Origin of the sequence: Thermoleptolyngbya sichuanensis A183 (assembly GCF_013177315.1) — a bacterium.
GTDB classification, from domain to species: Bacteria; Cyanobacteriota; Cyanobacteriia; order Elainellales; family Elainellaceae; genus Thermoleptolyngbya; species Thermoleptolyngbya sichuanensis.
On record NZ_CP053661.1, the window covers coordinates 198,824 to 225,397 of the forward strand.

Below are 26,574 nucleotides of genomic sequence, written 5' to 3' on the forward strand. Positions count from 1 at the left end.
GTCCTGGCAGATCTAGACAGGGCCTAAAATGAAGCCAGGATCGATTTGCTCCCTGCCGCTTACAATCCATGATTCAGACCCGGCCCCGGTTTCTCAGCTTTGAAGAGTATCTGTCCTACGACGACGGAACGGAGAAGCTGTACGAGCTATTTAATGGAGAGCTAGTCGAAGTGCCGCCAGAGTCCGGAGAAAACGTTCAAATTGCGAATCGGCTTTTTCTCGCGTTTGCAATACTCCTAGGCACAGATCGAGTCCGCGGGCACGGGCTGGAACTGGAAGTGCGCGGGGAGCCTAAGAATCGCTATCCTGACTTGACCATTCTTCGAGAAGAACACATTCAGCTTCTCAAAATCCGCAACACGATTCGGCTGAACATGGCTCCGCCGCTGCTGGTGGTGGAAGTCGTCAGCCCCGGAGACTTGCAGCGCGATCGCGATTACGTTGCCAAGCGATCGCAATATCAGGACATCGGCATTCCTGAGTATTGGATTGTCGATCCACAGGACAACACGGTCACGGTTCTGACGCTGCTGGAGACTACCTATTCCCAGGTGGAACGCTTTCAGGGAGAAGAGGTTGTGCGATCGCCCCAATTCCCTGACCTGCAAATCACCAGTGCACAAATCTTTGGCTCTAGAGCCGATGGCTGAGCAATCTACCGATGGCTGAGTAACCTGGGAAATTAAGTAAAGCGCGAGTCAGGCACGAGTGAAGTGCGATCGCCCTAGGGAACCGATTCAGTGGATTCAGTGGACGCGCTGAACCGTTATCCCTCTGCAACCTCCTCTACTCATCGGGTTCTCGCTCGATGGGGTTCGTAGAAAAATCCATTGGTTCTGCATCGGGATCGGGCGGCACCGGGCTGAATGCAGGACAATAGCCTTCTGGTGTGACTTTGAAGCCAAAGAGGGATGAGGCCTGGCTCCAGCAGCGCTGCCCCCGATAGTGGATGCAGTTGCCGCAGCATTCGGTTCCTGGCAAAATGTCCGGCTCGTCGCCGCGATTCAACAACTCTCGCTGAGACACGCCCCGCAGCACCAGGCTGTCGCCCTGCCAGCGCACTTCCACGATGCCCGTGTCGGCAAAGGACTGCCAGCGCGGGTCGGTGAGCAGCACCGGGGGCAGCGTCACCAGTGCGCCGTCTTCGTACTCGGTTAGTTCGCCTTCATACTGCGTTTCGGGCGCGGCGGGCTGAAGGAAAGTTTCGCCCACAGGCAGATCGACGCGCATTCCGGCCAGCGGCGTGTGCAGGTGATAGCGGTTTTGCAGCTCCTCCAGGCTGGCCAGGTCAGCCAGATAGTTGGCCGGGCCATGCACCAGAACGACGTGCTGGGGCCGCAGGTTGTGGATCAGTTGGGTAGTGCCGATGCCGTCGCAGTGTTCGCCTAGCAGGTAGGTGTCGAGAGTAAGGCGACCCGATTTGAGGAGCGATCGCAGCGATTTGGAGGCTTGAATGCGCTGCTCGGTGAGCGTGTCGATCGCCCCTTCGCGGCCTGGCTGCCGGGGCACGAGCAATAGCCAGGGCAGCAGACTAGCGTGGACGTATTGGCTGAGTTCGGTGTCGTAGTGAGTCAGCACGATGGCAGGCGTGGGGCCCGACAGAGCGATTTGCCGCAGCCCCGGATCGAGCGGCAGCCGTCGCACATGGGGGCGAATGCGTTCATCCCAAAATAGGGACTGGTGTCGCGCAAAGTTTTGTACACTGCTGGGGAAATGATGCAGCAGTTCCAAATAGGCATCGCATCCGGCGGCAATGCGCTCGTCTACCCAGATGTCGATCGCCCGTCCGGTGAAGTGGTGATGGCTGCGGAGGAGGATCAGCAGTTCCTGCCCCAGTCCCAGCGTAGGCACGGGAAACAGGACGGATTGTGAAGCGGCGATCGCCTGATGGATGCGCTCTGCAAGCTGGTTTTCCTGCTGGCGGCGGTGGGGAAAGCGGGCCGTGCCATAGCTGCCCTCGGCAATCAGCACATCGGGCTTGAGGCCGCGCAGCTCCTCCAGCGGCAGCCCCTCCGCCAGCCGCGAGTTGGACAGTAGAAAATCGCCCGTATAGAAGACGGTGTAAGTGCGCTCTGAGGTGGCGTAGGTGAGCAGGAACGCTGCGGCCCCCGGCAGGTGTCCAGCAGGAATCAGTTCAGCGCTGAGGCCATCGGCAAATTCGACGGGCGATCGCCAGGGCAGCGCATGGCAAAAGTCTGGCACGTCTGGTTCATCCAGCCAGTTCAGCGGCAGCAGTTGGGCCGTCACCTCGCTGGCATACACGGGCAAATGGGGAAACGCCCGATGCAGCGCTAGCAATCCCCGCGCATGGTCGCCGTGGGCGTGAGTACACAGCACCAAATCCGCAGGCGGCTCTGCTTCTGCCGTCAGCGCATCAATCTGTTCTAATCCACAGTCCAATAAAATCCGATGAGGCCCCATCCGAACCAGCAGACAGACCCCTTCATCGGTGTTTCCTACACCATAGGGCAAGCATTCAAGTTCAGTCACGGCTTCAGCGGGTCGCGTTTCTTGCTCATGAGGAAACCGCAACGCGGCCAGGCAACGTGCGGGGCTGGGGGGAGCCAAGAGAGCGGGAGCAGCGCTCCGAGAGTGCGGTCAGGGTGCGACTTAGTGTGCAGAGCCGTTGCCGTGATAGTTGTCTGAATCGTAGAAGCCGTTGCGGGTGCCGAAGAAGAGACAGGCCGCAATAAAGACCGGCGTAATTCCCAGAAGAATGAGTTTAACGTCCATTTTTTTTAAACCTCGTTTGCGGTCTAGTATAAGGCTGAGACGAATGAAATCAAGGGTTGTTAGAGTTTGTTTAAGGTTGCTGGCTGGGTTGGGGAGGCACGCCCGTTTGCCCCCAAACCCCCCATTTGCCCCAGATCCTCCGCTGAGCGGTGCAACCCTTAGCCAGATTCCGTGGGGTTTCGCCAGCCTATTTTCATCCTACTGTTTAGCACCTGTTTAGTGCGAGTTAGTGCTAGTGCGAGTTAGTGTTAGTGCGAGTTAGTGCGAGACAAACTGCCTGTGCGATCGCCCTCTTCTGCCCCTCTCAAATCGTCCCAGTTGCCCGCCGTGATCACCCCCGACTGGCTGAGCCGCTGCGCCACCCAGGTCGCGCCCGATCTGCTGGGCTGTGTGCTGGTGCGCCAGTTGCCCAGCGGGGAAATCCTGCGCGGCGTAATCGTGGAAACTGAAGCCTACACCCCCGGCGACCCCGCCTGCCACGCCTATCGCCGCCGCACGCCCCGCAATGCCGTCATGTTTGGCCCGGCGGGCTGGGCCTATGTGTATCTCATCTATGGCATGTATCACTGCTTCAATGTGGTTACCGATCTGGATGGCGTGCCCAGTGCGGTGCTGGTGCGGGCGCTGGAGCTAGACCGCCTGCCGCCCGGCCTCGACCTTGGTCGCCACAAACTGCACCGCGTGGCGGCGGGGCCGGGTAAGCTCTGCCGCGCTCTGCAAATCGACCTCAGCCTGACGGTAACGCCGCTGGCTCCGGGGCAGGGGCTATGGCTGGAGGGGCGATCGCCCACATTCCAGACCCAGCTTGATGCAGGACAAATCTCCTTCGTGCAAACCACGCGCATTGGGCTGACGCAAGGTGCAGACCGCCCCTGGCGCTGGTACGTTGCCGAAAGCAAAGCCGTATCGCGGCGATAGGAAGCTAATCCCAGAAAAACCCAAATACCCCAAATAAAAAATCCGCTGGAGATGTCTGAACAGAAATTTCCCCAGCGGCAAACCCTTAGCTAATTTTTAGATTTTGGATCGGCGATTTTGGATCGCCGGTTTTGGTGGGTCAATCCAGAGTTTTGCTAGGCTTTTGGCGATCGCAAGTCAAGCCTTATTCAAGAGAATTTAGCTCAGCCGTTAGGCAAAATCCGCCGCTGTAATTAGGCTTCTTTGCACCCCAACCAGAATCGCCAGCACGTCGTTTGTGCCCCGCTGCTGAATCAGCGTATTGCCCGCTTCGTCTCCCTTGCCCCGCACCATCCGCACCTGGCTAAAGTTAATCCCCCCTGCCAGCCGCAGCTTGTCGATGCCGTCTTCAAAGTCCATAATCCGGTCTACATCTGGCCCCCTCCGCAGCACGAAGACATCTGCACCGGAGCCGCCCACCAGCGTATCGTTCCCCTTGCTGCCATCCAGCAAATCCTTGCCGTCATTGCCGATCAGGAAATCGTTGCCGCCCTTGCCCAGCAGGGTATCGTCGCCCGCGCCGCCGATCAGCGTATCAGCAGTTCGCTTGCCGTTTAGGACTTGTCCAGGTATAGGGCTGCCGGGGCCACCCGGACCGCCAGAACCACCCGAACCGCCGGGGCTGCCACTTGCAGGACGAACCAGAACGTAGACCATTGCTGTATCTGCTAGCCCTGTGCCGTCTGTCAGGGTGTAGGTGAATCGGGCCAGACCGCTAAAGCCCGCTGTCGGCGTAAAGACGACGGTTCCGGCAGTCGCGTTGAAGGCAGCCGTGCCATTCACCACGCCGCTGACCTGGGTAACGCTGAGGGAACTGTCGTCTGGGTCGGTGTCATTGGCCAGCAATTGGCTGACGTTGATCGTCAGCGGTGTGCCAAAATTCGTCTCAAAGCTGTCGCTCTGGGCCTTGGGTGGGTTGCCCTGCAACGCAAACAATTCAAAACCGAAGCCGCCGTTGGTTCCTCCAAAAACCAGCTTGCTCCCAAAAACCTCAAAGTCGCTATTGAAAGGATCCAAACCGCTACTTGCTCCCGGATTGAGATCGGTCACCAGTTTTGTGCCTGCTGCCGTGCCATCGGTCATCCACAGTTCCCGCCCGTGGGTTCCGTCGGTTGCGGAGAAAAACAGCTTGTTATCAAAAATCGTGAAGCTGAAGGGGGAGGAACTGCCAATACCAGGGTTAATATCCTTTAGCAACATCGTGCCCGCAGCCGTGCCGTCCGTAATCCATAGCTCATAGCCATTGGTGCCATCGTCTGCGGCAAAGACTAACTTGTTGTTAAAGACGATGAAGTTGTAAGGATCAGAGCTACCGCTGCCGGGGTTGATATCTCTGAGCAACGTGGTGCCCGCAGCCGTGCCGTCGGTGACCCAAAGCTCACGACCATTCGTGCTATTTCCTGCTGCAAAGAACAGCTTGTTATTGAAAACCGTAAAATTGTCAGGTAAGGAAGAACTAGCGCCAGGGTTAATATTTGCAAAAAGCTGGGTGCCCGTAGCTGTGCCATCTGTTACCCAAAGCTCATAGCCATTGATGCCATCCTCTGCCGTAAAGAACAGCTTGTTATTGAAAACCGTAAAATTGCCAGGTGAGGAAGAACTAGCGCCAGGGTTAATATTTGCAAAAAGCTGAGTCCCTGCGGTTGTGCCATCTGTTACCCAAAGCTCATAGCCATTGGTGCCATCCTCTGCCGTAAAAAACAGCTTGTTGTTGAAAACTGCGAAATTAGTAGGCGAGGAAGAACTAAGACCAGGGTTAATATTTGCAAAAAGCTGAGTCCCTGCGGTCGTGCCATCTGTTACCCAAAGCTCGTAGCCATTGATGCCATCCCCTGCCGTAAAAAACAGCTTGTTGTTGAAAACCGTGAAATTGTAGGGGAAGGAAGAATTAGCGCCAGGGTAAATGTCCTTCAGGAGCGTCGTGCCCGCAGCCGTGCCGTCGGTGATCCAAAGCTCACAACCATTGGTGTCATTATTTGCCGTAAACAGCAGCTTGTTGTTGAGGACGTTGAAATAGTAGGGGTAGGAATCGCCACTAATGTTGATGTTTGCAAAAAGCTGGGTGCCCGCAGTTGTGCCGTCAGTGACCCAAAGCTCACGACCACTGGTGCTGTTCTCCGCTGAAAAGAACAGCTTATTGTTGAAGACTGTGAATTCGTAGGGAAAGGAGTTGTTTGTCCCAAGGTAAATATCTTTCAGTAGAGAAACTGAGTAACTCATAATCTGTCCTCTCAGGCGCAGTAATTGGGGGGCTTGCCTGCGGTTTCCTGCAACTTTTAGAGATTGGCGTGTGTCGTAAATAACATCAGAGTCATCAGGACACACAGCCCTATCGCACAAGGCGCAGGAAGAGCCTTGCTCCAGTAACCGGGGGGGCATAACCTATCCGAATTTTCACGCAGCAGGTTTTTCCCTCCGGAGGAATTCCGGAGGGGTGATTGTATATTTTTGTGTTAGCCGTACTGACGATTTCCCGTATACTCAACGGGTTCTGGCAGGCAGTGAGGCGGTGATGGGTTCTCTCCTGCGTTTTATGCCTGATTCGGTGGGCGAGTATATCTACTGAGCAGTCTTGATACTAGAAAAACGTAAGCTACAAGACATCCCGATGGACAACCTCAATCCAGAAGCCCTCGTCAACTGATGGTGGCTGAAAAAAACTAGTTACATGGTGAAAAACGTCTTCTGTATCAAACTGTGACCGCTCTGGATTGGTTTCCCTCCGCTTCCTAATTCCCTCTAGGCAAGTCTCGTCATCAACATCAAGGTATATCAACTTATGAGGTATGTTTTCAGATAAAAGGATCTCTTTGAACCATGCTCTTTGATTGACTGTGTTTGCTGGGAAGTCCATTACTACAGAAATTCCAGCCTTAATTATGCTTCTTACATGATTCTTCAACACGGATCTTAGCCGCCTTGAGTATTTTACATAATCATCAAAAATTTTTATTTCTTCAGGATAAATAGTTGATAGCCACTCATCCTCCGACAACAAAATGGCGTTTAGTTCTTTAGCAATTTTGCAAGATAGGGTGGATTTACCAGACCCCATTTTTCCGCAGAAGAATATCAAAGTTCCCATCTGGTTCATTTCTTCTTCCTCGCATAACGGTGAAGGGTCGTCCTAATTTGGGCACCTCGAAAAATTCAATCTTGATTGAGAATGACAAGGATATTTCAACGATTTACGTCCCAAAGATTCGCAACAAGGCAATTAATTGAGGTGCCTACATCAACAGCCTAATTCGCAACAGAGTCCGGCGGACATAGCCCTCTGCCTTCCTCGATGGCGGTGTAGACGCAGCCTGCGTATTGACCGGCGGGCGTGCCCGATGGCGTGAACACCATAATCGCAGCGGAACCGGAAGCGTCGCCATGCTTCACTAGCAGGTCATTCCCCAAGTAGCCGATGTTGATCAAATCCCGCATCGGGTAGGTGGTGAACTCATCCTGCAACACCCGCTCGCCTGGAACCTGCACCCGGTAGAGGGCGTGGCCCCCGCCTTGCGGGTCAATCACAAACACAGCGCTGAGCTGCGTTTCGACGCATTCTTGCAGAATTACGCCGACGGCTACGTTGCCCGTTTGGGGGTCAATGCCAACAGAGGGATGGAATCGTTGCCCGTTCAGCGTTTGCTCTGGCTCAATTTGCAGCTTTTCGCAGTTCACGCCGTCCAGAACGCGCACGTTCATGCTGTTTGCCGAAATGGTTTGCGATCGCCCTTCCGAGGTGAGCCGGAGCTGAGTGCCGTCTTCGCTAATGCGAACGCGAGTGCCGCCGCGCTGCCCGCCTGCGATGGACATCTGGGGCAACGCCAGGGCGATCGCCCCTGCGCCAGCCACCAACCCCGCCGCCATCGTCATCCAAAAAACCTTTTTCATCAGGAACTTCCTTTTTCAGAAACACACCAGAGAAATAGACACAATCTGCCTGACGTAAGTTGCGGAAAATCCGAAATATTTTGTGGCGATATGTTTCAGCATCCGTTTCAACACCCATACAACTTCAGCATTCAGCATCCATACAACCTCGGACTTGCAGCGCTAATTTTGGGCAGCCAAGGCGCAAGGCTTGATTCTAGGGAACCTAGCCCCTAGACTGAGTGGGACTGCATCCCCTATCTGCCTCCCAGCCATGTCCTCTGCCGATTCTGCTAACTCTGCCGATTCTGCCAACTCTGCCGATTCTGCCAACTCTGCCGACTCTGCCAACTCTGTTGACCTGGAACGCTATGCCGAACAGGCAGCCGCCCTGATTGGCCTGCCCATTCCCCCCGACTGTAAACCTGGCGTGATCGCCAATCTAGAACGCACCGCAGCGATCGCCCAGTTGGTCTTAGAGTTTTCCCTACCGCCAGAGGCAGAGAGTGCGGCGGTGTTTGTGCCGATTGGAGGCGGGCCGGGTGGCGTGACGGGGTAATGGCGTGACGGAGCCACCTGGCAACCCCAACATCCTGTCCCCCAAGCCCTCTAAAATCACCTATGTTCGACCTTTTCGATGCTGATGCAACTGCGATCGCCGCTGCGGTTCGTGCCAAAAAAATCACTGCCGAGACTGTGGTGACGGCTGCGCTGACGCAAATTGATGCGCTGGATGGCAAGCTGAATACTTTTACCAACGTGCTGCGGGAGCGGGCGCTGCAAGATGCGGCGGCGGTGGATCGGGCGATCGCCGCTGGGCAAGATCCGGGGCCCCTGGCAGGCGTGCCCTTTGCGGTCAAAAACCTGCTGGACATTGCGGGCGTAGTTACGCTGGCAGGCTCCAAAATCAACCGCGACAATCCCCCAGCCTCGACGGACGCGGCAACTGTGGCCGCCCTGCGAAAGGCAGGGGCCGTGCTGCTGGGCGGGCTGAATATGGACGAATACGCCTATGGGTTTGTGACGGAAAACAGCCACTACGGCGCAACGCACAATCCTCACGACCTGAGCCGGGTAGCAGGCGGATCGTCTGGCGGGTCGGCGGCGGCGGTGGCGGGCGGGCTCGTGCCCCTCGCGCTGGGGTCAGATACAAACGGATCAATCCGAGTTCCGGCAGCGTTTTGCGGCATTTTTGGGCTAAAGCCGACCTATGGACGAGTGTCCCGCGCTGGTTCTGCCCTATTCTGCGCCAGTCTCGACCACATCGGCCCGTTTGCTCGCTCGGTGCGCGATATTGCCCTCAGCTTTGATCTGATGCACGGGCCCGATTCCCGCGATCCGGTGTGCAGTCCTCGACCCCCTGAGCCAACCTTGCCGCAACTGGGCCAGGGCATCGACGGATTGCGGATTGCCGTTGCCGACGGCTATTTCGCCACGGGCGGACAGCCAGAAGTGTTTGCGGCGGTGGAAACGGTCGCCCAGGCTCTTGGCGCAACGAAGCGCGTTCTCTTACCTGAAGCTCATCGCGCCCGCGCCGCTGCCTATCTAATTACCACCTGCGAAGGCAGCAATCTGCACCTGCCGAACCTAAAGACGCGCCCCCACGACTTTGACCCTGCCACGCGCGATCGCTTTTTGTCCGGTGCGCTTATCCCTACCAGTTGGTATCTCCAGGCGCAGCGGTTTCGACGCTGGTATGGCGATCGCCTTGCGGAACTCTTTCAGCACGTCGATCTAATCCTTGCACCCAGCACTCCCTGTGCCGCGCCGCTCATTGGGCAAGAAACCATGACGATTGGCGGGCAAGAAATGCTCACCCGCCCCAACTTGGGATTGTATACACAACCGCTTTCTTTCATTGGGCTGCCGATCTTATCTGTTCCCGTGCAGCAGTCGGGCGGGCTGCCTCTCGGCGTGCAGATTATCGCCGCACCCTACAATGAATCACTGGTGCTCCGAGCAGGCGCGTTTTTGGAACAGGCTGGTGTGGTAGCGGCTCCGGTGGCACGGGTTTAAGGAAGCTTACCCAATCTGCAAAAAGTGGATCAAATCGGTTGTTGCCATTGCCGCCATCGAGTGTGGAGTTCGATAGCGCAATTCCTGTACTGCTGGGATTAGGAATGCGCTCTGTGATAACTTTAGTTTGGACTAATGGTGAAGAGGAAGGCAGTCAATGAGAAGCACCGACTGCCGTAAGGTCAATGAAGTACAACCAACATTGACCCCATGATTTTCAACGAACTTCAGCAATTTCGCCAAACGTTGTATGCCAGCTTGGGAAACGCCAGAGATGCCCTGTTTGATCTGATGGATGCCGTGTTAGTGAGTGCGTGCATCGTGTCGTTTGTGAGGCTATCGCAGAGTCCTGTCTTTCGTCGCCAGTGGTCGAGCACCTATGAAGCGTTGCGCGATAGCCGCCTACCCCGATCAAAGGTGCTGAAGCTGTTGGTGCAGCAGATACCGACTCAGCAGCAACCGTTGTTGGCAGGTGATGCGAGTCGGTGGAACCGTCCTGCTGCCAGGCGTTTGAAAGACCGCACCTTATCAGGCAGAACAGGACATGCCCCGATAGCCGGACAAAACTACAGTACCTTAGCCTGGATTGCTGAAGACAGGGGCAGTTGGGCATTACCATTGCGGCATGAGCGCATCACCAGCTTTGAAACACCCGCCAGTAAAGCGGCATTCCAACTCAAACAAGTGACTCGGCAGTTAGCGGTGCGTCCGTTGGCGATCTACGACCGAGGGTACGGCAATGCCAGTTTTGTCAACCAAACGGCAGGGATTGAGGCAGACTTGCTGCTGCGGGTTACATCCAATCGATGTGTCTATGGCGCGCCCCCAGCGTATCGAGGGCGAGGCGCACCTGCCAAGCATGGACATAAGATGAAACTCAATGACCCTGACACTTGGAGTGTCCCGGTCGAAACCGTTGAAGTCGATGATCCCAACTGGGGACGAGTGCGGGTCAGTCGTTGGAGTGCATACCATTTCCGCAAATCCCCCAAACGGGCAATGGAAGTGTTGCGCGTGGAGGTGCTGGAGACACAGAGCAGCACGCGACGCTTGGCTCCTTTGTGGTTAGTTTGGCTGGGTGAGCAGATGCCTCCGTTAGAAACCCTGTGGTTGCACTACCTCCGTCGCTTTGCCATTGAACACTGGTATCGCTTTGCCAAGCAGAGGCTATATTGGACACATCCCCAGTTCAGTTCTGTATCGGCAACCGAACAGTGGAGCAGCCTGATGCCGTTGCTCAGTTGGCAGTTGTGGTTAGCGCGAAAGGACTGTACTGACCACCCCTTGCCCTGGCAGGCACCGCAAGAAACGTTGACTCCGGGTCGGGTCGCACAAGCGTTTGCAGGCATTTTGGCAGCGATTGGCACCCCTGCTCCTGCGCCTAAACCTCGTGGTAAATCGCCAGGACGAGGCAAGGGGCACAAGCCAACTCCTCGTCCCTGCTATCCGATGGTCAAAAAACGAGCCTCGAAACGCAAGACATCCGAACAATCCCTGAACAGTCCGGTTGCAACAGCAGCTTAACTGCGAGCAGGATTGTATCCAATTCCTTAAGTTCAACTGTTATGAACGGTTGAGCAGATTCTTTATGGCATCCTGTTGAGCATTATTGTGATGCCAGTTAGTCCAAACTAAAGTTAGTCCAAACTAAAGTGATAAAACTCCGGGCAGCAATGGTGAAGGTGTCGTCGCCCTCGCCGCCGTGCAGCGAGCTAAAGCGCACCCCATTGGCTATCGAAAAAATCCCATTGGCAGCAGCGGACACCTCCAGGCGATCGCCCCCTGCACCGAGTAAAATTCCGCTATTCAGCACGCCACCTGCGGTAGGATTGCCCGCCGGGTTTGTGACGATCGTTTGTGCTGTTACCGTATCATTGCCGTCAAAGGTTTCGATCCGAGCGCGGGCGATCGCGGTTCCAGTCGTTTCGGTTTCACCTGGATCAACCGTCTCCAGCGCTACACCCGCCGCGAACACATCATCAAACGCCGTTCCCAGTAGCAGCCCCGTGAGCTGACCCATACCAGCACCTCAGGTAAGGATAAAAATAAGTGATCCGAGATTGCGAACTCTAGAAATAGGTTCGGTCTTGAGAATATGCGCCACAAAAACCGCCAGAGCGCAAGCTCCCCTATATTCTTTCCTAAACTGCTATTTTGGCTACAAAATCGTCGTATTTCTTTACCAGCCTGTGTTTCAGAACACAAGACGGGCAAAAACGCAGGTGGAGAAAATCTGAAGAGCGGCAAACTCATTCGCCTATTGCCCGCCTATTGCCGATTTAGCGACCCGTCATCGTTTCAGATAAGCCAGCATAGAGTCGCCTTCTATGCTCTTTATCCCAAGTAAGGACGTTAATGGTTTAGGGTAGAAGTTTAAAACAGAAATTTAAAACAATAAAACCCCGCATTGCTGCGAGGTTTCATCTGATCGGAGCGGCGGGATTCGAACCCACGACCCCTACTACCCCAAAGTAGTGCGCTACCAAGCTGCGCTACGCCCCGATACAGTTTGAGGGGATACGCGAAACGCGCTTAACAAATATAGCACGGGAAGTGGGGATGGGTGCAAAGGGCTTTTGGGGCAATTGGGTCAAAATTTTTGGGACAACCTTGGGCGCGACAGGCATCCCGCCTTGAAAATCGCCGCAGATCGGGTGAATCCGTCTCCTGCGGAACAGCGGTATGATCAAAACTCTGGGAAAGCAGGACGACCCTCTCACCCCCCGGCCTTCTTGACCGTGATGCAACAACCTAAAACAACCTTGGGAGCGTGCGTGTGACTCAAACAAACTGGGATCTTTTAGTAGAAACCGATCCGCTAGTGGCAGGCTTGATTCAAAAAGAGCTAAAGCGCCAGCAAGACCATCTAGAGCTAATCGCCAGCGAAAACTTCACTTCAGCGGCAGTGCTGGCGGCACAGGGGTCTGTATTGACAAATAAGTATGCCGAAGGGCTGCCGGGCAAGCGCTATTACGGCGGCTGCGAGTTTGTGGACGAAGTGGAGCAGTTGGCCATCGATCGGGCAAAGCAGCTTTTTGGCGCGGCCCATGCCAACGTGCAGCCGCACTCGGGCGCACAGGCGAATATGGCGGTGTTTCTGACGCTGCTGGAACCGGGCGACACGTTTATGGGCATGGATCTGTCTCACGGCGGACACCTGACCCACGGTTCGCCTGTGAACGTGTCGGGCAAGTGGTTTAAGGCGTGTCACTATGGCGTAAACCGCGACACCGAGCAGCTTGATTTTGACGAAATCCGGGAGGTGGCGCTGCACCATCGTCCCAAGCTAATTATTTGCGGCTATTCGGCCTATCCCCGCGTGATTGATTTTGAGAAATTCCGGGCGATCGCCGATGAAGTGGGAGCCTACCTCCTAGCCGATATTGCCCACATCGCCGGCCTCGTTGCCACGGGCCATCACCCCAGCCCCATTCCCTACTGCGATGTTGTCACCACTACAACACACAAAACCCTGCGCGGCCCCCGTGGCGGCCTCATCCTCACCCGAGACGCGGATCTGGGCAAAAAGCTGGACAAGTCTGTTTTTCCGGGAACCCAGGGCGGACCGCTGGAACATGTCATTGCGGGCAAAGCTGTGGCCTTTGGCGAAGCGCTCCAGCCCAGCTTCAGCACCTATTCAGGGCAGGTGATTCAAAATGCTAAGGCAATGGCCGCCCAACTCCAGGCACGGGGACTGAAACTGGTGTCGAACGGCACGGACAACCACCTGATGCTGGTTGATCTGCGCTCAATTGGCATGACGGGTAAAGTGGCCGACCAACTAGTGAGCGGTGTCCGCATTACCGCCAACAAAAACACCGTCCCCTTCGACCCCGAATCGCCCTTTGTCACTAGCGGTCTGCGGCTGGGTTCCCCCGCCATGACCACTCGCGGCATGGGCACGGCAGAATTCACCGAGATTGCCAATATTATCAGCGATCGCCTCTTACACCCAGAGGACGAAAGCGTAGCCCAAACCTGCCGCGATCGCATCGCTGCTTTGTGCAGCCGCTTCCCGCTTTACCCCCATCTCAGCGCTCCAGTGCCCGCCTTGGTGTAACCCTATTCATGAAATACCCGGCTGCTTAACACCAAATCGAATCTTAATGCTAAATCAAAACGGAGGTGAGTGGTGATACTTGCCTCCGTTTTTGATGCCCCTTTTTGAAGTTTGATATTTGCTTGATTCACCCGATCATTTGCAGGCGTTCGGCACTCCATCGGGCGTATTTGACTGGATTGAGTCTGACTGCCTGACACAAGTGGGCAAAAGGCTTGAAATCTCGTGAAGGTGAGTGGGAAAGGGTGAGCTGATATAAGACGCTGAAATTTGCGTGGCATCAAGGAACCGTGGGCCGTCATCACCGATGAGCCATCTTCCCTCGATCCCCTCTGGCAATATGCCCTGCGGTTCCGAATCGAGGAGCTATTTCTGGATTCAAAATCCGGGGTCTTTGAACTAGAAGCCTCCGGTATCCGCTCTGCTCAAGCGCTAGAACGCCTTTACCTAGTTGCGGCTGTCGCCATCCTCTATGGCATTACCCAAGGCATGGCTATTCAACTCGACGGTCTCCGCACTCAGGTTGACCCTCATTGGAGTCGGGGCATTAGCTATCTCAAAATCGGTCTCCGCTGGCTCAAGGGGGTGGTCAACAAAGGGCGACCACTGCTCACGCCGATTGCCCTCTTTAGCATTGACCCTGAACCCTGTTTTGCTTCTAACCTGAACCCTGTTTTGCTTCTAAGTAGATAGACCAGATTAAAAAACAGATCCTGAACCCTGCGCCGCCCGCGTAGCGGGCGGCGCAGGTTTTTTGGGTTTTATATTTATTAATGTCCACCTACTTAAACCAGATGAAGCCCAGTATTATGGCCGTATCTGGTTCTCTAGAATCCAGTCCATGTGCTGTCAATTACCCCCCTGGGAGGCTGCCTAAAGATGTGTCAGGCAGGCAGGTTCGAGGCTACTTGCCGCTGCACAACTTCACCGTTAGCCCTCAGCGCCCTGGTTCTGTCAGCTTGTCGGTAGGTAGGCGATTCGCCCCCTAAATTGCGAAGGTTCAGTCCTTCGAGATCTGGAGATCTGGGTCAAGCCGCACACTCCCAGCCGCTTTCGGGTCAGTTGCAAAGGTTGGGCAGCGATAGATTTCGGTTAGTGTGCAATACCTCAAAAGGTATGCGGGGGCGATCGCCGAAAGGTGCGGGTGCTGAGAGATGAGGGCGATCGCCGAAAGGTGCGGGTGCTGAGAGATGAGGGCGATCGCCCTTCCTGGGGTCTGCGTGCGTGAGCAGTAAGGCTATACCCAAAACTCAGGCTGCATCAGGTCGATGGCGATCGCCAGCAGGTTTGCAAAATCAATCCGCAGCCAGAGCCGCCACAGGCGCAGTCGTTCGCGCGATCGCCGCTCGTTGCCAATCCACAGCAGCCGGGTCAGTTGCAACAATAGCCCGCCCCAGGGATAGCTACTCCGAAGCACCCATAGCCAAAGACAGCACGAGGACGATTTCATAGTGGTCTCCCCAGGCCTGAAACCCTGCACCCCAAACCCTGGCTTATCGTCTACCTTCATCGCCCCAACACGCCCTCCAGCGGCAGCCCTAACTCTGCCCGCCACTGGCACACGGGCTTTTCCCATGCCTCCTCCCAGCGCTGAGCAAACAGAGGTTTGGCCTGTTCTCCCAGTTCCCAGCCGAGGGCGATCGCCCGCAGCAGGTCAGGCATGGCTTCGGGGGCCAGCAGCGTCGTGCCGATGAGCGCATTGGCGACTAGCATTCCCGCCAGCGGCAGCCGAAACTGTGCCAAATAGAAAGCTTGCAGCCCAATTTCGCTAATTTCATCTGTGCCAAAGCCTGTGACAACGTGCCAGAGGTCGTGGGTCTGCTGCCAGCGATATTCCACATAGGCCGTATCGGTGGTCAGATCCAGCGGCATCTCGATGCGCTCGAAACCGCTGTCTTGCAGCATCGCTGCGTAAACTTGCCCCAGCGAGCCGACTGGATAAGTAATCAAACGAGCGAGGTCGTGGGTGGGCGGCTGGTAGCGCTCCTGGATTAGCGCGGCAACGTCTGGATCGCGCTGCATCTCAGCCGCGGCCAGCCGATAGGCATCGCTATCGACCAGCGACAGGCTCAGTTCGTCCACGGCCGTCAGGTCAGCATCGGCATCGGCCGACAGCAGCGAAAAGAAAGCCTTGAGCATCGTCAAAAACTGGACATTGCGATCGCGCTCGCTGGACGGAAAAGGGTTGGTTGCCAGAGATTGACGGATCTCGGTGATCGATGGATACGCAGAGGTCAGCGGTTTCATAGGAAAACTCCTGGAAAAGGTCAATGTGGAGAGGTCAGGATCGCAAAGTCGGGATTGCAAAGTCGGGATTGCAAAGTCAGGATGGACGCTGCTTCAACAAAAAAGCGAGCAATATTCATGTTTATAAAATATGAACGATACTCATGTTTTATCAAGCCGTTGTCCCCTAAGATTTTGAAGGAGCGTTTCTCAAGCGCTGCTCTACTGTTGTCTCTCTCGGTCTTGCGATGACTGCCCTCCCGTCCGATGTGCCCCTGCCGGATATCCCGTCTGGCACCATGCGCCGCCAGCCCAAGCAGGCCCGCAGCCAGGAGCGGGTCAGCCAAATCTTGAACGCGGCTGAGGCACTGTTTATCGAGCAGGGCTATGAACAAACCACCACCAGGGCGATCGCCACTCGTGCCCAAGTTCCGGTCGGGTCGCTCTATCAGTTCTTTCCCGACAAAGCGGCGATTTTGAAGGCACTGGCCGATCGCTATATGCAGCAAGAATACGAACTCTTTGCCAGCCTCCATGCTGCCGTGCCAGAACCCATGCCCCTAGCGAATTATGTCGATCGTGTGGTAGAAGCGTTCGACCATTTCATGACCCACCAGCCGGGCTATCGAGCCGTGTTTGAGCAGGTGCTGGGGCTGATGACGGCGGGGGCGATCGCCGAAATGGACACCTACGAGGCCCGCATCGTAGATGACCTGGCAGACTTTTTGGGGCGGCTAGGGCCAGGGCTGGATGCAGCACAGCGGCGGGCGATCGCCCTGGTGGTGGTAGAGTCCGTCGGCAATTTGCTGTGGCTCTCGCTCAAGGCCGACGCACCCCTTCGCGCTCGCCTGATTGCTGAAACCAAGCGCCTGATGACCCACTATCTCGCCAGCTATTTTGGCAAAACGATTGGCAAAGCAGGATAAGGGGGCGTTAGCAAAGCGTTCCAAAGGAATCGCCCACTTCCCCCGAATCAATGCTAATCAATACTCACGCCGCGCACAGTCTTGGGGCGGCTGCGGGCGGCCAACGGCGCTTGCTCGATTTCGCGGGCGCGGATCTGGTGCGCCTGGAAGTGCTGCTGCCAGAGGGCGGGCGCGTCTAGGGTTTCGCCGCCGTGGGTGGTATGGCGCGATCGCACGCGACACAGCACGGGCGTATTGACGCAGGCTCCCGACACGATCACCTGTCCCTTCGTCAGGGCGGGCAATTCCTTCAGCAGGTCGCGCCCCGCCGCCTCCACGCCATATTTCAGGCTGTCCTGATCCACCGGGTTGACAATCCGCATAATGAACTGGCTCATGCACTGCGACAGCACATCGGAATCCAGCTTGCCCGGTCGCTGCGTAATCAGCCCCACGCCCAGCCCAAACTTGCGCCCCTCGCTGAGGATCGTCCGCAAAATAGTTTTGCAGCGGGAAGGATCGTGGGCCGGGGCAAAGCGGTGCGCCTCTTCCAGCAGGATGAATACGGGGTAGGGCAAATAGTTCTCGTCGTCGGGGGCGAGGTTGCCCTTTTGCGTGTTCATGCGGGCGTGGTTGGCCTGCCGCAACACGGCGGCGCAAATGACCTGCTGCTCTTCCTGGCTGATTTCGTTCATTTGCAGCACGGTCACCTGGCCCGGCTGGAACAGGTCGCGGGGCGACAGATGCTGGTAGGTGTGGAAATAGGGCGATCGCGCCAGTTTTTCCAGCTTCCATTGCAGCGCCCCGGCAGAACTGCCGATTTTCGTATTGCCCTCTTCATCGGTGGCGGTGTCGGCCTGCTCTACGGCGGCGTAGAGGTCGTTGATCGTCCAGCGATAGTCGCCCTTGCGGTGGCTATGCAGCAGCGAAAACGCTTTGCTGAGAATGGCCTGCTGGCGATCGCTCATCTCCGGCAGCAGCGCCAGGATGTCGTAATAATCCAGCGACGACACCCGAATTCGCACATCATCCGGGGTCAACACCCGCACCTTGGGCGCGTAGCCGTCTTCGTCGGCAAACTGGCTATGCCCCTGCATTTCAGCCAGGGTGCTGTATTCTCCGTGGGGGTCAAAAATCAGCACTGCGGCCCGGTTTTGCGGCGACAGCAGTTCTTCGACCAGCACCCCCGCCAGATAAGACTTGCCCGACCCTGTGCCCGCCAGAATTGCCATGTGGGTGCTAACCAGTTCCTTCACATCCACCACCACGGGCACTGCTCCCGACTCGCGCAGCAGCAGTGATCCCAAATGCGCCGCGCCCACGTCGCCAAGCTGCTTTTTGTTCAGCACTTGCCGCAAACATTCGTCGCTGGCAAGGTAGACTTTTGCGCCGGGATCGGGAGCCTGTCGCGGGTTGATGAAGCCAAGCGCTTTGTGAAAGTAGCCAATGACCTCGACGGTGACTTCGTAAATTTCGGGATTAGTGTAGGAAAACCCGACTAGCGCGGCGATCGCCTCTGGGCTGATTTCGGTATCGGCAAAAATGCGGTCGGGCAGATGGTCGATCAGGCGGCGGTCGGAGATTTTGCCTAAAATTTGCAGCCTTGCCCCCTCATCGGCGATCGCCTCATAAAACACAAACTCGCCCACTTTGACAAAGCGATTGTCGGCCGTGATAAACACGTATTGCGTCGATGCCTCACCTGGGCCCTTGACCGTACCAATTGCTTGAAGCGCAGAAAAGCAGAGTTGTGCAAATGTCATGGGGGGAAGAAGGAAGAACGAAGAGGGAAGAACGAAGAACGAAGAAGGGATCGGGTCAAAGTGGGGTGTTGATGAAGCGTCCTAGAGACATTTTACGGAGATACATGTGTTCTATCATACTGCTTTCGCAACCCTGACCCTTGGCCTGACCATTGGATTTATACGACCTGTGGGCGATCGCCCTGAATCGTAGGGAAATCACGGATTCTGCTGTTCTATCCAGCGTGTAATGTGGAACAAGTCACCACGTTTTAGCAGCCCGTTAGTGATTGTTCTCATTCTGTCTAAATTTCTCTGATTTTCTAAGTTTTTCTTGAATGGGTAAGTGGCTTGATCCTATGACGGTTTATCTCGGCATCTGCCCCTTTCGTATCTTCGTAGTCTAAAAATTATCTAAATGTTTGGTTCTGGTGGGTTCATCAGAGCTAAAGCGTTAGGTAATTTATGACGAATGGATAGAGTTGTAAACCGCTCAGAAGACCGATAAAAATTGATCAAGGTCAGGCAACCTCGATCAACTGGGTTCCCTCGTTCTATCCGGGCTGCATTTCTGCACGGTAATTTTTCAAAAGGTGGCTGAATTGACGATGGCGAAGCGTTTCCCGCTATCCCAACATGACGATGCTCCGACCACAGCATCCTTCGAGTCAGCTTCTCCTTGCGATTCGCAAAGCGATCCCTGGGGGAATTGCCCAGATGCAGCACCAGACTGGCTCCAACTGTTGGTGGACAGTGCCTCCTCCGAAGTGGCGCTCGGCCAATTGCTGACGATTCTCGCCCAGCGGCTTGGCGCAAGTGCCTGTGCGGTCGGCATACTGAGCCGCAGCCAGGGCTTGACCCAAGCCGTCTACTGGCAGCCGGGACATTCCCCCACGTTGTCTAGTTCGCTGCGGCCGTTGCTGGATCTGCTGGAACTGCCCGCCGTGCGATCGCCCCTCGCCAGAACGGAACTCCTGTCGATTTCAAATTTCTCAACCCTCAAGCAAGCTTCTACCCTGCCCCTCCCCCTAGATGCCGAGGACGAGTCCGGCGACCTCCTGTATCAATGGCTGCCCCAATTTCCAGCTCCTGTGCAGGAAAGCACTAGGGATCTTTCGGCTCCTATCGCGGCTGATCCAGATCGCCTGGTGAATTGGTCTAATCCTGGATCGATCCTCGTCAGCAAAATCCGGTTTCAGGGATGGACGAATGGCGTACTCGTCGCCCTGAAATCACAGCCTTACGTGTGGACGGAGTTAGACATGCAGCTACTCAGAGCGGTTTCTAGCCAGGTTTCTGTCGCCATCTCTCAGATCCAACTCCAGCAGCAGGTACAGCAGCAGCTTCAGGCTCAAACGCTGGTTGAGCGGCTCACCAGCGCAGTTCGCAATGCTTGGGCTACCGAGCGAATTTTTCAACTGGCGCTGGAAGGGGCGATCGCCACGTTGCAGGTCGAACGAGGTCTGGTGGCGCTTTACAAGTACAAAGACCCGCTCCACAGGGGCCGTGCCAACTCTCATCGGTCGGGTGTGCGAATCACGGTGGAAAGCCTGTTTCCGGTGCCCCCATCCACTGCGCCAGCGCCCTCGGCTTCTGTGACATCTTCTAGAGCTTCGGCAGAGGAAGAAGTTCCCGCCAAACCCTCATTTCAGCTATCGGACTGCGGGCTGTGTCAACAGGTGTTTGCCCATCCCGATCTGGCGATCGCCCTGCCCAACTATTCCGAATCGCAGTGCGGCGTGGCCAATTTGGCAGAGCCGATTCGGGCAGCGGATGTGTTTGACCTGGCCACCCTGCCCAGCGTTTTGCTCGTCCCGCTAGAAAACCAGGGCACGGTCTTGGGCATTTTGGTGGTGCAGCAGCGCCAGCCCCGCTACTGGCTGCCAGAGGAGGTGGCTTTTCTGCGGATGGTGGCGGCCCAGCTCAGCACAGCGATTATCCAAACGCGCACCCTGCGCCAGGTTAACTCGCTGGTAGACGAGCGCACGGCCCAGCTTCAGCGCAGTCTGGACGTGCAGGCCAAGCTCTACGAAAAGACGCGCCAGCAGGTCGAGCAACTGCGGCGGCTGAATCAGGTGATGGAGGAATTTCTCAGCACCGTTAGCCACGAACTGCTGACTCCACTGACTAGCATGAAAGTGGCGATTCGGATGCTGCGGGAGGCAAATTTGGCTCCGGAGCAGCGCGATCGCTACCTGGAGATCTTAGAAGCCCAGTGCGCTCAGGAAACACGCCTGATTAACGACTTGCTGACCCTGCAAAAGCTGGAGTCGCAGTCCGCTATGGCGCAGTTTCAGCAGCTTGATTTGCAATATGTCCTGCGCGATTTGCAGGAAGCCTGGGCAGATAGCCTGGCCGAACAGCAAATGACGCTAGAGGCAGAGGTTCCGGGGCGATCGCTGATGATTCGCACCGACCCCGACAGCCTGCACCGCATCCTGACGGAACTGCTGACCAATGCCAAAAAATATGGCGAGGCCGGCAGCAAGATCCTCCTCAAAGCCAGCCTAGAAGTTGTCGAATCGGTACCCCAAATCGTGGTCAGCCTGACCAACACGGGCGCAGGTATCGCACCAGAGGAAATTCCGGTGATTTTTGAAAAATTTCGCCGGGGCCAGGGCGCAACGCAAAAGGCGATTCCCGGCATTGGGCTAGGGCTGGCGCTGGTCAAGGGGTTGGCGGCTCACCTCAGCGGGGCGATCGCCGTCACCAGCCAGCCGCTCTCTGGAGCCGATCTCTGGAAAACCTGCTTTACGCTCACCCTGCCCCAATCTCCTGACCTGAGCCGTTAAGAACCCATCGGGTTGCCCACTCCATAGCCACACTCAAACCACACTCAAATAGGACTTATGCACTTGCGATTAAACTTTCTGAGTTTTGGAGGATTTCTAGCGGGCTGCGCTCGTGAGAAATCGTCCAACTGCGTAAGTCCTAATTAAAGACGGATCAAATCCCTGACAAATCCTTGATAAGATGCGACCAGGATTTTGTCTGTGCCACCTGGAGCCTGCATCGTCCTCTCGCCGCGAAGTACACCCGCCATGTCTAACGCCGATCTCGACCTGGAAACCCTCGATCTGGAGGACGAAAGCCTCGATCTGGAGCCATCGCTGTGCAGCGCGGTGGCGGTCGAGGTGGTGCCCGTGGGCGATCGCACTCGGCAGATTTCGGCGACCATCCAGATTCCTCAGCCGAGCGATCGCATCTGGCAGGTATTGACCGATTATGAGCATCTGTCGGACTTTATTCCCAACCTCCAGGAGAGCCGCCGCATCCCCCATCCCGACGGCGGCATTCGTATAGAGCAGGTCGGCGCACAGTCGCTCTGGAAGCTAAAGCTCAAGTTTTGCGCCCGCGTCGTGCTGGATATGGTGGAGAACTTTCCCCGCGAACTGCGTTTTCAAATGGTAGAAGGGGACTTTAAGGAATTCTTTGGCGCTTGGACGCTCCAGCCCATCACCGACAGCAGCACCAATTTAACTTACACGCTGATGGTACAGCCCTCTCGCATGATGCCCGTTGGCTTGATTGAGAAGCGCCTGCGCCGTGACCTGGAAGTGAACCTGGCCGCCATTTATCAGCGCGTCGAGGCGATCGCCCGCCAGTCCTGATGTTTTTGATGTTTTCGCTTCTGGGCGATTAGCGCTAGAACCGATGCCCGATGCCCAGTTGCATCTGCATATTCTCCGTTGCAGCGGCCGGGCCAGGGCGATAGCGCACGTCGCCATACACCACCACGCGCCGACCCACCGAGGCTTCAACGCCAGTGGTAATCACCACACCGTCGCGATCGCCCAGCGGCGTTTGGGCTCCCGGACGCACGATGGCAAAGCCCGCCCCAGCGTAGACGTTTGCCGCGTTGCCGAGGGGCAGGTCATAGGTGAGGCTGGGCATGACGGCCTCAATATCTTGGTTCAAAACCAGCGTGCCCCGTAGGGAAATGGGCGAATTGGGCAAGTCGAGCCGCCCGTGAAACTGAGTATCGGGGGCGGTGGTCTGTCCTGGTGCGGGTCGGCCGGCGTTCATGGCTTGCTCCATCAGCCAGGCCGCCGAACCGCCCGACAGCACCACCGACTGGAGGCTCGATTCAAATTCGCTGGGGTTCACCACCGACCCCACATAGCTCCCCGCAAAGCCCCTGGGATTTGCCCAAGCCGGGGTATGTGCCACTAGGAGCGGCGCGATCGCCCCGCAGAGACTCGCCACCCAAAGCCGCGTCGCCCAAGATCGAGTCGCCCCAGACCGAGTTGAAAGGTTCATGCGTTTAACCTGGAGAGCCTTCGAGAAAATTATGCGCGATAACTGCTGTCTTGCATTTCTGTCTTGCTTTTACGGCCGCAGAAACCGTTTCTCCGGGAATCTCTGGAAAATTTTTGACTAAAAACTTTTCGACCAGGGGGCGATCGCTAAACGCCAGATTCCGTCTCTCCGTGATCCTGCACTGCCTCCGCCCAGAGCCGGGGATACACCAGCACAAAAAAGCCCATCCACGCCAGCACGGGCATAGCCACCAGCCCCGTCAGCCAGACGCGATGCAGCAATAGCCAGCTTCCGCCGATCAGCCCCGTACCCGTCAGCACGATCGACCACGGCTGACACCACCAGGGCTTGACCTGCCACACGCTTTGGGGAGCCGTCATGGAACCTATCGGAGAGTTGGGGGAATTGTTCATCGCTGCGCCTCTGCTAGTTTTGCTCCACTAGTTTTGCTCCATTTGGCGTTCGATCCGCTGCTTTGCCGACTGCTCAAACCAGGCAACGACCTGGGGCACGGTCAGGGTTTCGATGGGCTGGTCGGCTTCGGCGGCGATCTGGTGCAGTGGCTTGAGCGAAGAAATGACCAGCCGCCCAAAAAACACCTTAAAGGCATCGTCGAAGCCTTTTTCGGGCGAGAGGCTGGGGTCTTGCTCAACCCAGTTGGCAACTTGCTGGGGGCTGAGGTCGGCGATCGCCCTGTGGCTCTGCTGCGCGATCTGCTGGAGGCAGCGGAGCGAATAAATTGCCACGCGGGCCGAAAAGCGATCGCTCGCGGTCATCATGGCACGGTCTACTTCGGCGCATTCCTCTGGCGTGAGGAACTGATCAACGGGTTGAGCCGGATCGGGAGTTGGCGTTTGATCGGACACAATCAACGGGCAAAAATCGTCTCTCCCATTATGTCTGCTGAATCCGGTTTGGTGGGCAGGGTTTCGGTGGGCGATCGCCCTCGATCGTTGCTTTCGCCTCAGCTTGAAACTGAGACTTCAGCCCTTCCAGGGGTTTCGGTGGGCGATCGCCCTCGATCGTTGCTTTGCCAAGGCTAGTTGCTTTGCCAAGGCTAGTTGGCTCATTGCCCTCTTGTGGCAAGATTCACCCAAACTCACCGCCCGTCATCCCCCGCAACGTATCCGAAAACCGTCCACTCCCCGCCCGCAAACCGTCACAGGGACAACCCCCGAAAATCTGGCACGCATGGCACACTAAAAAACGTGGTGTGGAGTCTTTACTGTTCTTAACGAGTTGCTATGAGCGCGATCGCCCTTGCTATTGCTTTTCTAACCGCCTTTATCTTTGCCAGCTTCGTTGAATACTGGGTTCACCGCCTGATGCACTTCAAGCCCAACAGCGTCGGCAAGCGCCACGTTGATCATCATCGCCGCAATGAAGGGCAGGGCGTAGTTTGGGAGTTTTTGGATTATGTGAAAGGCAGTGCGATCGCCATGATCGTGCCTTTCTTCTTTTCAGCCGCTTGGGCCCCCGGCTGGGTCGCGGGCGCACTCGCCTTCGCCGCATTTTCTGCCTACGCCCACCAGCTTCAGCACGAAAACCCCACCAAGGTGTTCTGGATGAAGATGCCTGTCCACTATGTTCATCATAAGTATGGCCAATGGAACCACAACTTCGGGCTAGCCGTCGATTGGTGGGATCACATCTTCCGCACCTACAAGCCCACCGAGTGGCTGACCAAAGAAGAACTGAGCCGTCCTGAAAGAAACTACCTGCAACTCCGCTGGTGGTAACAATTTGGGATTCTTTACAGGATTTTGCTAACCCCCTTCCATTCCGGTTCAGGCTCAGCACGGTTTTAGCAATCTGAGCCTCGAACCTGTTTTTGCTATTTGCTAGAGGTTTCTCATCGGACAGGTTTAACCAGGACAAAAAGACAGCAGGCGGATCAACTGTCCACTATCCCTCACTCCAGCCCAAACTCTGTGGTAATGTGTGCTGCAAGCTCTTAATGAGTGCTTCAAGTTACTTAGGCTAAAGACACTCTGAAGATTTTCTAAGCAGTCACCGCCTCCTGGCAGAATAGCGAGACATTCTTTCTAGACATTCTTTTTCCTAGACATTCTTTCGCAAACAGTCTTCCTAGAAACTTTCTAGCCAGTCTTCCTAGGCACTTTCTAGAGAGTTGCTGAGGAATGATCTGTGGTTTTCGTCTGAACAACCACTGGTAAATTTCCTTCTTTAAAAATTGGCGGTGTGAGGTCACTACCCCTATGCGTGTTCTGCTCCTATATCCCACGTTCCCAAAAAGCTTCTGGTCTTTCGAGAAAGCGCTGGCCCTCGTCGATCGCAAGGCACTCCTGCCGCCGCTGGGGCTGATTACCGTCGCCGCCATTTTGCCGCAAGACTGGGAATTTAAGCTGGTCGATCGCAACGTCCGCCCCGTCACCGAGGCAGAGTGGGATTGGGCAGAGATGGTGATTATCTCCGGCATGATTGTCCAGGCAGACGACATGATGGATCAAATCCGCGAAGCCAAGCGGCGCGGCAAATCGGTCGCAGTGGGCGGCCCCTACGCCACGTCGCTGCCCCACGAGCCGCAGGGCGCAGGCGCGGACTTTTTGATCTTGGACGAGGGCGAAATTACGCTGCCGATGTTTGTGGAGGCGGTGCAGCGGGGCGACACCCAGGGCGTGTTTCGTGCCAATGGCGAGAAGCCAGATGTCACGACTACGCCGATTCCCCGGTTTGAACTGCTGGATCTGGATGCCTATGACAATATGTCGGTGCAGTTTTCACGCGGCTGCCCGTTTCAGTGCGAGTTTTGCGACATCATTGTGCTGTATGGCCGCAAGCCGCGAACCAAGGAACCCCAGCAGCTTTTGGCAGAACTGGAGCGTCTGTATGAACTGGGCTGGCGACGCACGGTGTTCCTGGTGGATGACAACTTCATTGGCAATAAGCGCAACGTGAAGCTGCTGCTCAAGGAGTTGAAAGTATGGATGCAGGAGCATCAGTATCCGTTCCACTTCAACACAGAAGCATCGGTGGATCTGGCCAAAGACCCCGAACTCATGGAAATGATGGTGGACTGCAACTTTAACGCTGTCTTCCTGGGAGTGGAAACGCCGGATGAAGACAGCCTCGCCCTGACGCAAAAGTTCCAAAACACCCGCGATTCGCTGTCGGATGCTGTGGATGCGATTATCGCGGCAGGGCTGCGGGTGATGGCAGGTTTTATTATCGGGTTTGATGGCGAAAAGCCAGGAGCGGGCGATCGCATCGTTCGGTTTGTGGAAAAAACCGCCGTGCCTACGGCCCTGTTCAGCATGTTGCAGGCGCTTCCTGATACGGCCCTGTGGCATCGGCTGGAAAAAGAAGGGCGGCTGCGGGGCAAAGTGGCGAATATCAACCAGACCACGCTGATGAACTTTGTGCCGACGCGCCCCCTGGAGGAAATCACGCGGGAATACGTGAATGCCTTTTGGGAACTCTATGACCCGATGACCTATCTAAACCGCACCTATCGTCACTTTCTAAAGCTGGGCACACCGAAGCACAAGTCCAAGCTGCGCTCGGTGTCGTGGACGGTGATTCGAGCCATGCTGATCGTGTTCTGGCGGCAGGGCGTGGTTCGCAAGACGCGCTTCCGCTTCTGGGCAAACCTGATCGGCATCTTCCGCCACAACCCCCGCGTGTGGGATCACTATCTATCAATCTGTGCGCTCAATGAACATTTCCTGGAATATCGCCAGATTGTCAAGGACGAGATCGAGTCGCAGCTTGCGGAGTTTTTGGCCGAAGAAGCCCGGATTCAGGCAGAGCAGGCAAGACAAACCGCAGCCGCATAGCGTTCGACAATGAC

General features: G+C 56.2%; 24 protein-coding genes and 1 tRNA gene. 12 read left to right on the forward strand and 13 right to left on the reverse strand.

The features are described 5' to 3' along the window. Positions 1-68 precede the first annotated feature (68 nt). Positions 69-650 (forward strand): Uma2 family endonuclease, encoded by a 582-nt coding sequence (locus HPC62_RS00885; protein ID WP_172353343.1) that lies wholly within the window; start codon positions 69-71, stop codon positions 648-650. A 136-nt stretch (positions 651-786) separates the two neighbouring features. Here HPC62_RS00885 and HPC62_RS00890 read toward each other — a convergent pair whose 3' ends face one another. Continuing rightward, positions 787-2,490: an MBL fold metallo-hydrolase gene (locus HPC62_RS00890; RefSeq protein WP_216655313.1), complete on the reverse strand. Its 1,704-nt coding sequence runs from the start codon at positions 2,488-2,490 to the stop codon at positions 787-789. Between the two features lie 120 nt (positions 2,491-2,610). Next, positions 2,611-2,733 (reverse strand): hypothetical protein, encoded by a 123-nt coding sequence (locus tag HPC62_RS23800; protein WP_267313420.1) that lies wholly within the window; start codon positions 2,731-2,733, stop codon positions 2,611-2,613. Positions 2,734-3,051: 318 nt separating this feature from the next. On the opposite strand from HPC62_RS23800, the gene HPC62_RS00895 reads away from it, so the two are divergent. Then, the gene (locus HPC62_RS00895; protein ID WP_172358707.1) at positions 3,052-3,651 is read left to right on the forward strand and encodes a DNA-3-methyladenine glycosylase; all 600 of its coding nucleotides are present in this window, start codon (positions 3,052-3,054) and stop codon (positions 3,649-3,651) included. Positions 3,652-3,861: 210 nt separating this feature from the next. On the opposite strand, the gene HPC62_RS00900 is transcribed toward HPC62_RS00895, so the two are convergent. From HPC62_RS00900 to HPC62_RS00910, 3 genes are all read right to left on the reverse strand, one after another. Next, a complete protein-coding gene (locus HPC62_RS00900) occupies positions 3,862-5,910 on the reverse strand; it encodes an ELWxxDGT repeat protein (RefSeq protein WP_172353344.1) in 2,049 nt (682 codons plus the stop codon). Positions 5,911-6,283: 373 nt separating this feature from the next. Next, positions 6,284-6,784, reverse strand: coding sequence for an AAA family ATPase (locus HPC62_RS00905; RefSeq protein ID WP_172353345.1), 501 nt, complete (start codon positions 6,782-6,784; stop codon positions 6,284-6,286). Between the two features lie 149 nt (positions 6,785-6,933). Continuing rightward, entirely contained in the window at positions 6,934-7,575 is a 642-nt protein-coding gene (locus HPC62_RS00910) for a hypothetical protein (protein ID WP_172353346.1), read from the reverse strand. A 253-nt stretch (positions 7,576-7,828) separates the two neighbouring features. Here HPC62_RS00910 and HPC62_RS00915 point away from each other — a divergent pair, with 253 nt between their 5' ends. From HPC62_RS00915 to HPC62_RS00925, 3 genes are all read left to right on the forward strand, one after another. After that, positions 7,829-8,113, forward strand: a complete 285-nt coding sequence (locus HPC62_RS00915; protein ID WP_172353347.1) for a DUF4089 domain-containing protein — start codon at positions 7,829-7,831, stop codon at positions 8,111-8,113. Positions 8,114-8,175: 62 nt separating this feature from the next. Then, complete coding sequence (locus HPC62_RS00920; protein ID WP_172353348.1) at positions 8,176-9,570, forward strand: AtzE family amidohydrolase; 1,395 nt, start codon at positions 8,176-8,178, stop codon at positions 9,568-9,570. Positions 9,571-9,780: 210 nt separating this feature from the next. After that, positions 9,781-11,094: an NF041680 family putative transposase gene (locus HPC62_RS00925; RefSeq protein WP_172353244.1), complete on the forward strand. Its 1,314-nt coding sequence runs from the start codon at positions 9,781-9,783 to the stop codon at positions 11,092-11,094. A gap of 97 nt (positions 11,095-11,191) precedes the next feature. On the opposite strand, the gene HPC62_RS00930 is transcribed toward HPC62_RS00925, so the two are convergent. Both HPC62_RS00930 and HPC62_RS00935 read right to left on the reverse strand, forming a co-directional pair. Further along, a complete protein-coding gene (locus tag HPC62_RS00930; protein ID WP_172353349.1) occupies positions 11,192-11,590 on the reverse strand; it encodes a hypothetical protein in 399 nt (132 codons plus the stop codon). Positions 11,591-11,998: 408 nt separating this feature from the next. Continuing rightward, a tRNA-Pro gene (locus HPC62_RS00935) sits at positions 11,999-12,072 on the reverse strand. A 274-nt stretch (positions 12,073-12,346) separates the two neighbouring features. Between HPC62_RS00935 and glyA the strand changes: the two genes are divergently transcribed. Then, positions 12,347-13,630, forward strand: a complete 1,284-nt coding sequence (gene glyA / locus HPC62_RS00940) for a serine hydroxymethyltransferase (RefSeq protein ID WP_172353350.1) — start codon at positions 12,347-12,349, stop codon at positions 13,628-13,630. A 270-nt stretch (positions 13,631-13,900) separates the two neighbouring features. Next, the gene (locus HPC62_RS00945) at positions 13,901-14,323 is read left to right on the forward strand and encodes a hypothetical protein (RefSeq protein ID WP_225906698.1); all 423 of its coding nucleotides are present in this window, start codon (positions 13,901-13,903) and stop codon (positions 14,321-14,323) included. Positions 14,324-14,867: 544 nt separating this feature from the next. On the opposite strand, the gene HPC62_RS00950 is transcribed toward HPC62_RS00945, so the two are convergent. Beyond that, positions 14,868-15,080, reverse strand: a complete 213-nt coding sequence (locus HPC62_RS00950) for a hypothetical protein (protein ID WP_172353351.1) — start codon at positions 15,078-15,080, stop codon at positions 14,868-14,870. A gap of 56 nt (positions 15,081-15,136) precedes the next feature. Further along, the gene (locus HPC62_RS00955; RefSeq protein WP_172353352.1) at positions 15,137-15,877 is read right to left on the reverse strand and encodes a Coq4 family protein; all 741 of its coding nucleotides are present in this window, start codon (positions 15,875-15,877) and stop codon (positions 15,137-15,139) included. Positions 15,878-16,104: 227 nt separating this feature from the next. Between HPC62_RS00955 and HPC62_RS00960 the strand changes: the two genes are divergently transcribed. Further along, positions 16,105-16,782, forward strand: coding sequence for a TetR/AcrR family transcriptional regulator (locus HPC62_RS00960; protein ID WP_225906699.1), 678 nt, complete (start codon positions 16,105-16,107; stop codon positions 16,780-16,782). A gap of 53 nt (positions 16,783-16,835) precedes the next feature. Here the strand turns inward: HPC62_RS00960 and HPC62_RS00965 are convergent, their stop codons facing one another. Further along, on the reverse strand, positions 16,836-18,524 hold the full coding sequence (locus HPC62_RS00965; protein WP_172353353.1) for an ATP-binding protein: 1,689 nt from the start codon (positions 18,522-18,524) through the stop codon (positions 16,836-16,838). A gap of 725 nt (positions 18,525-19,249) precedes the next feature. On the opposite strand from HPC62_RS00965, the gene HPC62_RS00970 reads away from it, so the two are divergent. Then, positions 19,250-21,295 (forward strand): ATP-binding protein, encoded by a 2,046-nt coding sequence (locus tag HPC62_RS00970; RefSeq protein ID WP_172353354.1) that lies wholly within the window; start codon positions 19,250-19,252, stop codon positions 21,293-21,295. Positions 21,296-21,496: 201 nt separating this feature from the next. Beyond that, entirely contained in the window at positions 21,497-22,114 is a 618-nt protein-coding gene (locus tag HPC62_RS00975; RefSeq protein ID WP_225910592.1) for an SRPBCC family protein, read from the forward strand. A 34-nt stretch (positions 22,115-22,148) separates the two neighbouring features. Here HPC62_RS00975 and HPC62_RS00980 read toward each other — a convergent pair whose 3' ends face one another. The 3 genes from HPC62_RS00980 to HPC62_RS00990 form a co-directional block, all read right to left on the reverse strand. Then, positions 22,149-22,763: a hypothetical protein gene (locus tag HPC62_RS00980; RefSeq protein WP_172353355.1), complete on the reverse strand. Its 615-nt coding sequence runs from the start codon at positions 22,761-22,763 to the stop codon at positions 22,149-22,151. 146 nt (positions 22,764-22,909) lie between these two features. Then, positions 22,910-23,143, reverse strand: a complete 234-nt coding sequence (locus HPC62_RS00985; RefSeq protein ID WP_172358710.1) for a DUF6737 family protein — start codon at positions 23,141-23,143, stop codon at positions 22,910-22,912. A gap of 60 nt (positions 23,144-23,203) precedes the next feature. Further along, complete coding sequence (locus HPC62_RS00990; RefSeq protein WP_225906700.1) at positions 23,204-23,629, reverse strand: hypothetical protein; 426 nt, start codon at positions 23,627-23,629, stop codon at positions 23,204-23,206. A gap of 378 nt (positions 23,630-24,007) precedes the next feature. Here HPC62_RS00990 and HPC62_RS01000 point away from each other — a divergent pair, with 378 nt between their 5' ends. Next, complete coding sequence (locus HPC62_RS01000) at positions 24,008-24,502, forward strand: sterol desaturase family protein (RefSeq protein WP_172353357.1); 495 nt, start codon at positions 24,008-24,010, stop codon at positions 24,500-24,502. A 480-nt stretch (positions 24,503-24,982) separates the two neighbouring features. Then, positions 24,983-26,560, forward strand: a complete 1,578-nt coding sequence (locus HPC62_RS01005; RefSeq protein WP_172353358.1) for a B12-binding domain-containing radical SAM protein — start codon at positions 24,983-24,985, stop codon at positions 26,558-26,560. Positions 26,561-26,574 lie beyond the last annotated feature (14 nt).